The organism is Acidovorax sp. GW835-FHT14B10 (assembly GCF_058793725.1).
This window is the reverse complement of record NZ_JBXAGC010000026.1, coordinates 12,571-25,175: the sequence shown is the minus strand read 5'-3', so window position 1 is coordinate 25,175 and position 12,605 is coordinate 12,571. Positions and strand designations below refer to the sequence as shown.

Here is a 12,605-nt window from a genome sequence, read left to right as displayed (position 1 = left end):
ACGCAAACGTCACCGCATCAAACTTGCATCCAATCGTGAATAAGCTGGTAGATTGGTAACTTGCGTGTCAAGACGAAATGCATCGGATGGGTTGCATGGATCGTCTGAATGCGACGGTGGCGCGCGAGGACATACGCGCCTCCTGCGATATCCACCGTGCCCGATGCCACGGCCGGCATCATGACCGATTGCGCCACGATGGCACCGATTTGGTGCGATAGTGCGGACTAAGACCGGACGGGTCTGGAGCAAGACCGAAATAGTCTCAATGCGCCCGGCTTGGCCTGGGCGCGAACGGCTCAATCGAGGATGGAGCCGTTCTCCTGGGCCAGCCGCAGGTACTCCGACAACGGGCGCACCGCCCGGAAATACCGGTCCCGCATCACGGGCTGTTTGCTCGGCCCGACGATGGATGCGAGGTCGGACAGCTTGATCTCGCCTAGCTCGGGCATGCCGATCCCCAAGTCGATCAGGCCATGGGCCGTATCGCCGTCGGCGGGGTCGAGCGACACCAACAGCCAGGTGGCGTGTGCATCCGGCGTGAACAGCCGCACCACGGGCAGCGGGTCGATGACCCGGCCAGCGGCGCGGGCTTGGCCGTGTTCCAGCAACAGCCTGCGCTCGTCCTCGGTGATGAGCTGGTTCATGGGCGTCCCCTCATTCGCACAAAACCGCCGAAGCGTGAAAGCGCAAAACCGCATTGGCGGGTTTGTGGAAAGGCACGGATGCGGCTTTGCGCTTCTGTGAGAAGCCGCAGATACGGATTTCCGTAAAAGCACAAAAGCGGCAGGCAGGCATAGTTGAACACTATAGATTGTAGCCCTATAGGGCGCAATCGGCTGTCATCTTGGATTTTGGGGAGATCCAGGGTTGGCAGCGAAACATACATTGTCGGAGGCACTAAAGACCATCAGGAAAGCGCGTGGATTGAGCCAGGAGGCGTTCTCCGACGTGTCCAGCCGCACCTACATGAGCACGCTGGAGCGCGACCTCAAAAGCCCCACCCTGAACAAGCTGGCCGAGCTGTGCGAGGTCATGGAGGTGCACCCGCTCACGCTGCTGACGCTGGCCTATGCCGGCGACGACCTGCAGCAGGTTGATCAGCTTCTGGTGCAGGTGCGCCAGGAGTTGGAGACTGTGGCGAAGAAGAGTGACACGCCATAGCGTGCGACGTTGCTGGCGTGGCCGATCCGGCTCAGCCGGTTCGGGGACTGCAGGGGCGCCAAGCATCGCGCGGCGGGGATAGGCCACAGGGCTTTCCCCAGGAGGCAAGCGAAGCGCGCAGCGCCGCAGGCGCGAAGGCGTGAGGGATTGCAGCCGGATGGCCGTGACGGCGAAGTCGGCACGGGGCGCAGCCCGTAAAGCCCGGCGGTGCAACGCACCGACACGCCCGGCCACCGCTTGCGGCGGGCAACTCAACACATGCGAAAGCCGCTCGACACGGCGCAGCCTTGGCGATGGTGTTGCCTCCTTGAAGTGCCGCGAAGGCAGCACAGCGCCCCGCCACGTGGGCGGGGCGCTGTGGCGGTCACGCCGCCTGGGGCTTGCTGCGCGACCAGATCAGGTCGTGCGTGCCGTCCTCGCCTTCGATCAGGCGGGCATAGACCGTGGCCGGGAACGAAGGATCGTCAAGGGTCACGGAGATGTACTCCCGCCCGGCCTCGCTGGTCTTCTTCCACGCCGCGCCGATATCGTGGCTGGCGGCCTGCAGGCGAAAGTCCGGGGCCTTCTCGTTGTCCCCCTTGTCGTTGGGCACCAGCTTGACCTTGACGTTGAGCGTCAGGGTGCGAAGCGTGCCGGTGTAGCCGTCTTTGTCTGCGGTGAAGCTGCCGATGTTGGCCATGATGAAACTCCTTTTGGTGGAACAAGGTTCGCGCCCATCGCGTCCTTGTTGTGATCCGGCCGGCGGGGGACGGGCGGGCTGCACCGCTTGCGGTCGAAACGCAGTGGAGAGCCGGGAGGCGAAAAGAATTTGCTGCGCGAGGAAGCCGCGCAGCGGCGGGGAAATTGTTTTCGCTGGACGGTTGCAGCCATGAAGCCCGAGGCGCAGCCGCGCCCCCGCCAGGATTCACAACAACACAAGGACGCCTTGGGCCGAACCGCACCGAAAAGAGACAGGGCCGACTCGGCATCCCCGCACGAAGGCTGCACCGGCTCGCCCACTGACGCGGGCCGGGTCAACCACCCGACGACAAGCGAGAACGCCCCGGCCGCACCTTGCGGCGCCGGTCTTGAGGCGTGGCGTGGAAGCTCCATGGCGATGCCGGGCGGGATGTCCGTGAACCGTCCTTCGTGACGTGATGGGCGAGAACCGCCAGCGTTGAGGACGGCACGCATTCGTACAACCTGCCGCAGTAAGCGCCAGCGTGTTCGCCAGCGCCTCGTCCATCGTGGCGGGGCGTTGGCCGGGTCGATCCGGCATCGCCGGTTCGGCGGTATTTGAGGGGCGCCAAGCTCGCGCGGCGGGGATGTCCGACGCAGTGCTGGAACACATGCGCACGCGCTACCGTGTCGATGCACATTGGCTCCCCAACCGACAATCCGCGCAAACCTTGGCGGACCAGGCTACTGCGTGGGGCCGCATGGCGGGACCGGCCGACAGCAAGACGTGGGTGGGGTTGCCGTTGGCCGTGCACCGGCGCTGCGACAAGCCGATGCACGGACTGGCCAACCGCATCGCCTACGACGGTGCGATGGTGTACGGCACCATCGCACCGCGAGCCGACAAGGAAACCCCCGCCCGACTGCCTACGGGGTGGATTCACGCCAGTGGAACATCCGACGGGAACTGGGTGCCGGCTGAAGGAAAAGCCCTGCGGGCGCTGCTGGCCTTGCTTCATGAGGACGGAGTGAATGCAGCCGACATTTCGGTCATCACGCCCTTCAAGAATGTCCTGGAGAACCTCAAACGCTTGCTCGGCGACACGATGGTTTCCGGAACCATCCACACCATGCAGGGAAAGGAAGCGCCGGTTGTCATCATGGTGTTGGGCGGAAATACCGACGGTCCCGGCGCACGCGACTGGGCGGTCTCGGAGCCCAACCTGCTGAACGTGGCGGCAACGCGGGCGAAGCGGCGCTTCTATGTGATCGGCGACCGCAACGACTGGCAGAACCGCGCTCTGTTTTGTGATGTCATGGATCTCTTGCCGCTCCAGCGTCTTCCCGAACATGAAGCCGTGGCGATGACTCAACCTCAATAATTGTGCAGGCTGAGACCGTGCATGCACAGGTCATACTGGCGGCAAGCCTTGACTTCCCTGCAACTACCGAGTGTGCCGCCCGGCCACCTCCTGACACTGGCCCTGGACGGGCCAGTGCCCGAAGGCATTGCGCAATGCAGCAATGCCTTCGACACCGGGCGCGGCCACCGCCGCGCCCGGATTTTTGAAGCTCACCGCGCCTAGGGCGAAACGACCTAGGCGCGGTGCTGACGATGGTTATTCCTTTGTCTCAATGATCCACCACACGGCCCGCGCTAAGGCACGGCCCGTGATGGGATGAATGTCGGTGAGATCGGCTCGGGCCATCCAGCCCGAGGGCGGACGGTAACCGCGCACATCGCCCTCGCCGTGCCAGCGGCGGGCGCGTACCGTGCCGGGCGCGTAGACCGCCGCCATGCGCGGGCCACTGGTGATGTTGATGGTGGGCATGGTTCGGCTCCCTGCGGCAAAGCGCTCCGGCCTTGGCCCGGGCGCTTGCCTGCGGCATGGGTCAGGCGGCCAATGCCTCGGCAGGTTCATGCATCACGGTGGCTATTCTGGGCAATTAAAGTCGTAAACACCCACCCAGCATCCATGCGGCTGTTCGCAATGCCCAGCCAGGCCGCTGCCTATCTAAAGTCGTAAACACCAGCGTGGACTGCCCTCTCAATGAATGAGGTAGCTGAGGCCGGAGATGGTGCGGCCTCACGACTTCAGCTCATACCATGCGACGCCGCTCCCATCCACGGTGCACCCTACGGCGCTTTCCGCGATGAAGTAATTCATACAGGCCACGGCCTCGCCCGTGGCGAGACTCAGTTGCTGCCCGTCCTGCTCATCGATGGCACGGTGGAACAAGGCGGGGAACACGTCCACGATGCGCTGCGGCCCGCCCGTCAGCGACTGGCGCAGCCGTTCCAGCGCCCGCTCCTGACCGGCGCGCAGCGAGCCCAGGCGTTCGTGCAGCCCGTAGAAGGGTTCATTGTGCGAGGGCAGCACCAGCACATCGGCGGGCACTTCCCGCGCCAGCTTGTCCAGCGACTCGAACCACTCCTTGAGCGGATTGGCCTGCGGCTCGGTGGCGAACACCGACACGTTCGACGAGATGCGCGGCAGCACCTGGTCGCCCGCAACCAGCAGTTTCAGGCCGGGGCAGTACAGGCAGGCATGCTCCGGCGAATGGCCGCCGGTGGTGATGACCCGCCAGGCGTGCGCGCCCAACTGCAGCAGGTCGCCATCCTGCAGGCGCCGGAAGCTCTCGGGCAGCGCATGGATGTGCTTGCCGAAGCTGCCGAAGCGGCTGCGGTAGCCCTCGATGGCTGCCTCCGACCAGCCCGCGCGGCGGTGGAACAGCACGCCGTCGGGCGGCGCCTCGCGGTTCGTGTCGGCGTGCATCACGCGGCAGCTCAGGTATTCCAGGCGGCTCATGTGCAGCGGCACGCCAGCGCGGCGCGTGAACCAGCCTGCCAGCCCGATGTGGTCGGGGTGCATGTGCGTGGTGTACACGCCCTGCAGCGGTCGCGCCAGCGGCCCCTCACCCATCAGCGCCAGCCAGTCGGCCACGGTGGTGGGGTTGTTCAGGCCGGTGTCCACCAGCACCCAGCCATCGTGCGTGTCGATGGCCCAGACGTTGATGTGGTCGAGCCGGAACGGCATGGACAGCCGGATCCAGCGCACGCCGGGGGCGACCTCGACCGTGTGGTGCGACGCCGGGGGCTCGAAGGGGTAGGTCAGCGCGGGGGTGTCTGGCTTCGTCATCGCATCAGGTTATATGCCAGTGAGCCCGCCCGTGCACAGCAGGGTCTGGCCGCTCACGTAGTCGGACTCGGGAATGCAGAACAGGTAGGCCGCGCCGGCGGCCTCCTCGGGCGTGCCGGCCCGGCCCAGCGGAATGTTCCGCTCCATCGCTGCCATCAGGTCCGGGTTCACGCCCACCTTGATCTCGCGTCCCTCGACCTGGATGGCGGCGTCGGAATCGGCGGTGGCCTCGGTCATGCGGGTGCGGATGAGGCCGTAGGCCACGCAATTGACCGTGGTGTTCAGGCGCCCCCACTCCTTGGCCAGCGCCATGGTCAGGCCCACGATGCCCGCCTTGGCGGCGGAGTAGTTGACCTGCCCCGCATTGCCGAAGACGCCCGAGACCGAGGAGACGTTGACCACCTTGCGCACCACACGGCGGCCGGCCTCGGCGTCGGCCCGGCTCAGCGCGCGGACCACCGGCTGCGCCGCGCGCAGGATGCGGAACGGCGCGGTCAGGTGCACGTCGATCATCGCGTCCCACTGCGCGTCGCTCATCTTCTGGATGACGTTGTCCCAGGTGTAGCCCGCGTTGTTGATGAGGATGTCCAGCCCGCCAAACGCGCCGGTGGCCGTGCCGATCAGCCGGTCGGCGAAACCGGCTTCGGCCACGCTGCCGCAGCAGGCCACCGCCTCGCCGCCCAGCGCGATGATCTCCTCGCGCACGGCCATGGCGGGTTCGTCGTCGAGGTCGTTGAGGACGAGCCGGGCCCCTTCGCCCGCGAGCTTGAGGGCCATCGCCCGGCCAATACCCCGGCCCGAGCCGGTGACCACGGCCACCTTGCCGCGCAGTTTTTCCGACATGGTGTGCTCCTCCTGTTTACCGGGCGGGTGCCGCCTCGGCGTCGTAGGCGCCGGCGCTGCCTTGCTGGCGCAGGACGGCGCGCTGGATCTTGCCGGTCGCCGTCTTGGGCAGGCTGTCCATCTGGCGCAGGTAGCGCGGCTTGGCGAAGCGTGGCAGTTGGGCGCTGGCCTGGCGGACGATGTCCGCCATGTCCAGCGCCGCTCCCTCGCTGGGCACCAGGGCGAGCATCACCTCGTCCTCCCCGCCCGCGCCCTGCGCCGGAACGGCGTAGGCCGCCACTTCATGGACGCCGGGCAACTGGCCCACCACGACCTCGACCTCGGTGGCCGAGATGTTCTCGCCCCGGCGGCGGATGCAGTCCTTGATGCGGTCCACGAAGGTGATAAGCCCCTGTTCGTCCCGCGTGCCTGCATCGCCCGTGTGGAACCAGAGGTTGCGCCAGGCCTCGACCGTTTTCGCCGGGACGTTCAGGTAGCCCGCCATGAAGCCGAAGGGCACCTTGGGCCGCACCAGGATTTCGCCCACTTGCCCGGCCAGCACCGGCACATCGGTCTCGGGGTCGGCGATGCAGATCTCGAAACGGTCCTCGTGCGCCCAGCCGGCCGCGTTCGGCGCAGCGTGCCCGATGCGCCCCCAGATGGGAATGCCGACCTCGGTCATGCCGAACCCAGACAGCACGTCCTTCACGCCGAAGCGCTCGCGGAACACGGCCTCGTGCTGGGCCGGGTTGGGCGCGCTCAGGCTGGCGCGCAGGCGGTGGTCGCGGTCCTGCTCCGTGGGCGGCTGGTTGATGACGAACATGGCCGTCGTGCCCAGGTGGTTGGTCAGCGTGGCGCCGCTGCGGCGGATGTCGGCCAGCCAAGTGCTGGCGCTGAACCGCTGCTTGAGGAAGGCCGGTATGCCCGCCAGCACCGTCGCCCCCAGTTGCATGAACAGACCGTTGGCATGGAACAGGGGCAGGCAAATGTAGTACTTGTCGGCCTCGGTGATCTCCAGGCTGCGTATCGCCCCCAGCCCGAGCAGGGCGCAGTGGCAGTGCGGCATCAGCACGCCCTTACTGGGCCCGGTAGTGCCGGAGGTGTACATGATGCAGAAGATGTCCTCGGGCCGGGGCGCGGGGCCTTCCCACGGCGCGCAGGCGCTGCTGTCCATCCAGGCCACCTGCCGCCAGCGTTCGGGCACGGCGGCGGGCGCGTCGCCCACCACGACCAGGGTGCGCAGGTGGGGCAGCTCATCCGCCAGGCTGGCGACGTGCTCGACCAGCGCGGAGTCCACCACGATGGTGGCCAGTTGGCAATCGTTCAACTGGTGGCGGAGGAAGGAGGAACGCAGCTCGGTGTTGAGCATCACCGCCGTGGCCCGCAGGTAGCCGATGCCGAACGTGGTCGCCACCATGGCGCAGCTGTTGGACATGAAGACGCCAACGCGCTCTTCGGGCTGCACGCCCAGTTGGTGGTGCAGGAAGCTCGCAAACCGCTGGCTGCTGGTGAACGCCTGCCCCACGGTGAAGGCGATGCCCTGGCTGTCCTCCAGCCAGGGCGCTGCGGGGCGGCTGGCGGCCCATTCGCGCAGGGCATCGGTCAGCGTGCATGCGTGGGGTTCGTGGATGCGGCTGTACATGGCCTTCTCTTTCAGACTTCGAGATCCTGGAGCCAGGGAACGTGGGCCAGCGCCTCCGAGGGCATGGGCTCCAGCTCCGAGCCCATCAGGCCGTTCCAGCGATTGAACCAGCCGACCATGGCCACGCAGGACACGATCTCGACGATTTCCTCCTCGGAGAAGACCTGCCGGGCCTGGTCGATGGCCTGGCCCGGTTCGCGCACCGGCAGGCTGCCGCCTGCGGTGGCGATGGCCAGCGCCTTGCGCTCCTGCTCGGTGTACCGAGGGTCGTCCCGGTAGGACGGCAGCGCGGCCAGCTTGTCCCAGCCCACGCCCAGGTGGTGGGCGGCGTGGACGAGGTGCGTCGTCGTATAGCGACAGCGCGCACCGCGCGCGGCTTCCGCGGCGATCAGGAAGCGCAGCGCCTGGGTGAGCTGCCCGTCGCCGCGCAGCGTCACGCTCAACAGCTTGAGCAGCGCGGGCACCACGCCGGGTTTGCGCGCCATGGTCAGCAGCGCATTCGGGCGGTAGCCGACGAAATCCACCAGCTCTTCGAGCACGGGGTCGCGCGAGCGGGGGTCGCTTTCATGCAGGGGCGCGATGCGCGCGGCGGTGCGGGCGTTCATGGGCATGCCTTGGATTGGGGTTTGCATGGGCACGGAGCGGTCACGCCGCTGCGCCCGTCGTGATGAGGCCCTCGACGTGGGCGCGCTGCGCGTCCAGTTCCTGGGCCGTGCCGGACCAGGCGACCTGGCCATGGTCCAGCACGTACTGGCGGTGGGCCAGCTTCAGGGGCACCTTGAGGTTCTGCTCCACCAGCACGATGCCGGTGCCCTGGCGATGGACTTCGCTGAACACGCGGACCAGTTGGTCCACGATGACCGGCGCCAGCCCCTCGGTGGGTTCGTCGAGCAGCAGCATGCGCGGGTTGCCCAGCAGGGCGCGCCCGATCGACAGCATCTGCTGCTCGCCGCCGGAGAGCTGGTCGCCGCCGAAGTCCAGCCGTTCCCGCAGGCGCGGGAAGGCGTCCAGCACCCGGTCGAGGGTCCAGTGCCCCGGCTGGTGGGCCAGCGCGCCGATCTTGAGGTTCTCCAGCACCGACAGGTTGGGGAAGATGCGGCGCGTGTCCGGCACCAGCGCCACGCCGAGCTTGGCGATGGCCTCCACGCCCAGGCCCGAAATGTCCTGCTCGCCCAGCAGGCGCCGGCCGGCCACCAGGGGCATCAGGCCGACCAGGGCCTTGAGCAGCGTGGTTTTGCCTGCGCCGTTGCGCCCGACGATGGCGACGATTTCATGGAAATCGATCCGCACGGAGATTTCTTCCAGCGCCAGGGCCTGGCCGTACCTGACGCTGGCTTTTTCGAGTTCGATCACTGCGCGTCCTCCCCAAGGTAAATCGACCGCACCGCTTCGTTCCTGCGGATGTCCTCGGGGGCGCCGCAGGCGATGACCGAGCCGTTGCTCATGACCACGATTTCGTGGGACAGCGACATCACCGCATCCATGTTGTGCTCGATCAGCAGCACCGTGCGCCCCTGCGCGGCCTTGCGGATCAGGGCCAGCGCGGCCTGGATCTCGTGGTGGCCGATGCCCGCCAGCGGTTCGTCCAGCAGCAAAATCCTGGGATCGGGCAGCAGGGTCACGCCCAGTTCCAGCGAGCGCTGCAGGCCGTAGGGCAGCGTGCCCGCGACGTCGTCGCGGTGGGCCGCCAGCCCCGTCAGCTCCAGGATGGCATCCAGCTGCTCGCGGAACTGCCGGTCGAAGTGGCGGCTCATCCAGAAGGGCTGGAACCCGGGCCGGCGGGACTGGGCCGCGACCAGCAGGTTCTCGGCCACCGTCATTTCGCCGAAGATCTTGATGATCTGGAAGCTGCGCCCGATGCCCATGCGGGCCCGTTCGTAGGCGGGGCGCTGGCTGATCTCCCGGCCGCCGCAGTACACCTTGCCCGCATGGCGCATCTGCCGCCCGGCCAGCACGTTCAGCAGCGTGGTCTTGCCCGCGCCGTTGGGTCCGATCAGGCCGTAGATGCAGCCCTCCAGGAATTCATGGCTGACGTCGTTGACCGCCTTCAGGGCGCCGTAGCTGACAGTCACGCCCTCGCACCGCAGTGCTGCCTGGCTCATCGCGCACCTCCGCGCCGGTTCTTCTGGTAGGCCGCGAAACCCTGCTCCAGCTCGCCAACGATGCCGCGCGGGAAGAAGATGGTTGCAAGGATGAACACCAGGCCCAGCACGCCGTACCAGTACTCGGTCCAGCTGCTCAGCCATTCCTTGAGCACCTCGAAGGCGATCACGCCGACGGTGGCGCCCCACAGCGAGCCGGAGCCGCCCAGCAGGGTCATGATGATCACGTCCCCCGAGGTGGTCCAGTGCAGCATCTGCGGGTTCATGTACATCAGCAGCGAGGCCAGCAGCGCCCCCGCCAGGCCGCTCAGGCCGCCCGAGATCACGAAGGTGATCTGCTTGTAGCGGTTGACGTTGAAGCCCAGTTGGTCGGCGCGGGTCTCGTTGCCACGGATCGCCGCGATCACGCGGCCGAACGGCGAACTGCGCAGCGAGATCACCGCCAGCATGACCAGGGCATACACGCCCAGCACGAACCAGTAGTAGTGGACGGGGTCGTAGAAGTCGATGCCCAGGAAGCCCGGGCGCTCCACGCCCGAGATGCCGTCCGACCCGCCAGTGAAGCCGCGCAGCTTGCTGTCCGCCAGGATGAAGATCAGCTGGGACAGCGCCAGGGTCACCAGCGCGAAGAAGATGCCGGACACCCGCAGCGCGAAGAAGCTGAACAGCAGGGCGAACGCAGCCCCCACGATGATGGCCAGGCCCACGCCGGCGGAGAAAGGCAGCCCGTATTTCTGCGTCGCCAGGGCCACGGCGTAGCCGCCCACCCCGAGGAAGGTGGCGTGCCCGAAGGACACCATGCCCAAAGCGCCGAACACGAAGTCGAAGCCGATGGCGAAGATCGCCCAGATGGCCGCCAGGGTGACCAGCTGGATCAGCGCTTCACTCGGGTTGAGGAAGGGCAGCAGGATGCCGGCCGCGGCCAGCAGCAGGCCGAAGCAGATGTCGAACAGGGAGAGTTTCATGCCGTCCTCGCCGCGCGGTAGAACAAGCCCTGCGGGCGCGTCAAGAGGGTGCCGATCAGCAGCACGAAGGTCATGATGTCCACCCAGCCGGGCAGGTACACGTAGCCCAGGGCACGCACCATGCCGATCAGCATGGACGCCGCGATCGCCCCCCGGATGTTCCCCAGCCCACCCAGGATCACGACGATGAAGCAGTCGATGATGGTGTTGGTCGCCATACCCAGCTCGATGGGGAACAGCGGCGCCGCGATCGCGCCCGCCAGGCCCGACAGGCCACAGCCCGTGGCGAAGACCGCCATGCGGATCGCGCCCACTGGCAGGCCCAGGATGCGCACCATTTCCGCGTCGCTGCTGGCGGCCCGCACGAGCATGCCGAAAGTGCTCTTCTCAAGCACCAAGTACAGGCCCGCCGAGACGAGAGCGCCGAACCCGATCACGAACAGCCGGTACATCGGGATCGTGCTGCCCAGCATGTCCACGGTGCCGTTCCACAGCGGCGGAATCGCCACCTCCTGGTAGCCGGGGCCCCAGACGAAGCGCACCACGTCGCTCAGGATCAGGATCAGGCCGAAGGTCAGGATCAGCTGGTAGAAGTGCGGGCGCTCGTAGAGCGGTCGCAGCGCCAGCTTCTCGATCACCGCGCCCGCCAGCGCGGTGAAGAACGTAGCGGCCAGCACGCCCATGAGGAACGAGCCCGTGCGCCGCCCCGTTTCATACGAGACGTAGGCGCCCAACATATAGATGGCACCGTGGGCAAAATTGATCACACCCAGCATGCCGAAGATGAGCGTCAGGCCCGCCGCCAGCAAAAACAGCAGCATGCCCAGGCTCAAGCCGATCACGATAGTTGACATAGCGATTCACCGAGTGCGGAAGGCCGGGGCGGCCTCCCGCTGCGGCCTTCAGTTCTTGCAGGCCTCGAACAGCTTCTCTTCGGGAAAGACCTTGGTGATCTTCATCGTCAGCGCGGGGGCTGGCGGGGTGCCCTGCACCACCTCGCCCCAGAAGCCCGGCTGCAGGGCCTGGTGGTCGCAGGCACGCATGGTCTTCTTGCCTTCCACGGAGTTCTCGCGGACGCTGGCGGCGAAGGCGTCCACCCACTTCTCCTTGTCCCAGGAGCCGGTCTTTTCCACCGTGTCCAGCCACCACGCCATGCCGTCGTAGGCCTCCCCGGCCGTCATGCTGGGGAAGATGCCGAACTTCTTGCGGTAGGCCTCGACGAACTTGCGGTTGGCGGCGGTGTCGATGGTGTGGTCGTAGCGCAGGCCGGAATTGACGCCCAGCGAGGCCGGCCCCACGGCCGCCGCCATGGTTTCATCGGCGGCCACGGGTCCGAAAAGCACCTTGCTCTTGCCCAGGTTCACCTGGCCGGCCTGCTTGAGCAAAGTAACCACGTCCGAGCCCGTCAGCATCAGCAGCACGCCGTCGGCGTCGGACTTGGCGATCTTGTCCACGATGGACGAATAGTCGCGGTTGCCCAGGGGCGGGAAGTCCTCACCCACGATCTGGATACCGTTGGGGCCGGTCTGCTGCTTGATCCACTCGTAGCCGTCACGGGTGGCCTGGTAGTCGGCGGTAACGATGTAGATCTTCTTGAGCTTCCTGTCCTGCATGTACGCCAGCGCCATGCGGTTTTCCATGCCCAGGTTGTTCGATGTACGGAAGGTGTAGCGGGAGCCGCCGGGCACGGTGATCTTGTCGTCCGCCGAGATGGTGACGAGGTGGGGCACCTTGCGCTGCTTGGCCAGGTTCATGACCGCCAGCGTGGAGGCGGAGCTGAGCGCACCGAAGATCATGTGCGAGCCCTCGGAGATCAGCTTGGTGGCCTTCTGCACGGCGGGCTGGGGCTTGGTTTCGTCGTCCTCCCAGGTGACTTCGATGGGCACGCCCATCACCTTGCCGCCGCGCTCCTCGACGGCGATCTGCACGCCCCGGCGCATGTCCTCGCCCAGCAGCCCGTAGGGACCGGAGAGCGACAGCACGCCGCCGATCTTGAACTTCTCGGGCTTGGACTGGGCATGCCCGTTGGACACCAGCCCCATGGCCGCCGCCGCGGCGACCACCATGCCCTTTTTAAACCATTTCGCAACGCTAACCATGATGTGTCTCCTGT

14 protein-coding genes are annotated in these 12,605 nt (G+C 66.8%); 2 read left to right on the top strand and 12 right to left on the bottom strand.

What is annotated here, in order from left to right:
* Window positions 1-299 precede the first annotated feature (299 nt).
* Window positions 300-647, bottom strand: coding sequence for a DUF2958 domain-containing protein (locus AC1Q5S_RS17465; RefSeq protein WP_016452550.1), 348 nt, complete (start codon window positions 645-647; stop codon window positions 300-302).
* Between the two features lie 223 nt (window positions 648-870).
* Between AC1Q5S_RS17465 and AC1Q5S_RS17460 the strand changes: the two genes are divergently transcribed.
* Window positions 871-1,164: a helix-turn-helix domain-containing protein gene (locus AC1Q5S_RS17460; protein ID WP_016452551.1), complete on the top strand. Its 294-nt coding sequence runs from the start codon at window positions 871-873 to the stop codon at window positions 1,162-1,164.
* Between the two features lie 364 nt (window positions 1,165-1,528).
* Here the strand turns inward: AC1Q5S_RS17460 and AC1Q5S_RS17455 are convergent, their stop codons facing one another.
* Window positions 1,529-1,843 (bottom strand): DUF736 domain-containing protein, encoded by a 315-nt coding sequence (locus AC1Q5S_RS17455; protein ID WP_016452552.1) that lies wholly within the window; start codon window positions 1,841-1,843, stop codon window positions 1,529-1,531.
* A gap of 523 nt (window positions 1,844-2,366) precedes the next feature.
* On the opposite strand from AC1Q5S_RS17455, the gene AC1Q5S_RS17450 reads away from it, so the two are divergent.
* Window positions 2,367-3,203: an AAA domain-containing protein gene (locus AC1Q5S_RS17450; RefSeq protein WP_200874531.1), complete on the top strand. Its 837-nt coding sequence runs from the start codon at window positions 2,367-2,369 to the stop codon at window positions 3,201-3,203.
* A gap of 237 nt (window positions 3,204-3,440) precedes the next feature.
* Here the strand turns inward: AC1Q5S_RS17450 and AC1Q5S_RS17445 are convergent, their stop codons facing one another.
* From AC1Q5S_RS17445 to AC1Q5S_RS17400, 10 genes are all read right to left on the bottom strand, one after another.
* Complete coding sequence (locus AC1Q5S_RS17445) at window positions 3,441-3,653, bottom strand: hypothetical protein (RefSeq protein WP_016452554.1); 213 nt, start codon at window positions 3,651-3,653, stop codon at window positions 3,441-3,443.
* 255 nt (window positions 3,654-3,908) lie between these two features.
* Window positions 3,909-4,961, bottom strand: a complete 1,053-nt coding sequence (locus AC1Q5S_RS17440) for an MBL fold metallo-hydrolase (RefSeq protein ID WP_016452555.1) — start codon at window positions 4,959-4,961, stop codon at window positions 3,909-3,911.
* Between the two features lie 9 nt (window positions 4,962-4,970).
* Window positions 4,971-5,804: an SDR family NAD(P)-dependent oxidoreductase gene (locus AC1Q5S_RS17435; protein ID WP_016452556.1), complete on the bottom strand. Its 834-nt coding sequence runs from the start codon at window positions 5,802-5,804 to the stop codon at window positions 4,971-4,973.
* Between the two features lie 16 nt (window positions 5,805-5,820).
* Window positions 5,821-7,425 carry an AMP-binding protein gene (locus AC1Q5S_RS17430; protein WP_016452557.1) on the bottom strand — a complete coding sequence of 535 codons (1,605 nt, stop codon included), beginning with the start codon at window positions 7,423-7,425 and terminating at the stop codon, window positions 5,821-5,823.
* Window positions 7,426-7,436: 11 nt separating this feature from the next.
* Window positions 7,437-8,057, bottom strand: a complete 621-nt coding sequence (locus tag AC1Q5S_RS17425; protein WP_226858570.1) for a carboxymuconolactone decarboxylase family protein — start codon at window positions 8,055-8,057, stop codon at window positions 7,437-7,439.
* 13 nt (window positions 8,058-8,070) lie between these two features.
* A complete protein-coding gene (locus AC1Q5S_RS17420) occupies window positions 8,071-8,778 on the bottom strand; it encodes an ABC transporter ATP-binding protein (protein WP_016452559.1) in 708 nt (235 codons plus the stop codon).
* Window positions 8,775-9,527 carry an ABC transporter ATP-binding protein gene (locus tag AC1Q5S_RS17415; RefSeq protein WP_016452560.1) on the bottom strand — a complete coding sequence of 251 codons (753 nt, stop codon included), beginning with the start codon at window positions 9,525-9,527 and terminating at the stop codon, window positions 8,775-8,777. Before AC1Q5S_RS17415 ends, AC1Q5S_RS17420 begins: the two co-directional genes overlap by 4 nt.
* Window positions 9,524-10,492: a branched-chain amino acid ABC transporter permease gene (locus AC1Q5S_RS17410; protein ID WP_016452561.1), complete on the bottom strand. Its 969-nt coding sequence runs from the start codon at window positions 10,490-10,492 to the stop codon at window positions 9,524-9,526. Before AC1Q5S_RS17410 ends, AC1Q5S_RS17415 begins: the two co-directional genes overlap by 4 nt.
* Window positions 10,489-11,346: a branched-chain amino acid ABC transporter permease gene (locus tag AC1Q5S_RS17405; RefSeq protein ID WP_016452562.1), complete on the bottom strand. Its 858-nt coding sequence runs from the start codon at window positions 11,344-11,346 to the stop codon at window positions 10,489-10,491. The genes AC1Q5S_RS17410 and AC1Q5S_RS17405 overlap by 4 nt, the downstream gene beginning before the upstream one ends.
* A gap of 48 nt (window positions 11,347-11,394) precedes the next feature.
* Entirely contained in the window at window positions 11,395-12,591 is a 1,197-nt protein-coding gene (locus tag AC1Q5S_RS17400; protein ID WP_016452563.1) for an ABC transporter substrate-binding protein, read from the bottom strand.
* Window positions 12,592-12,605: the final 14 nt, after the last annotated feature.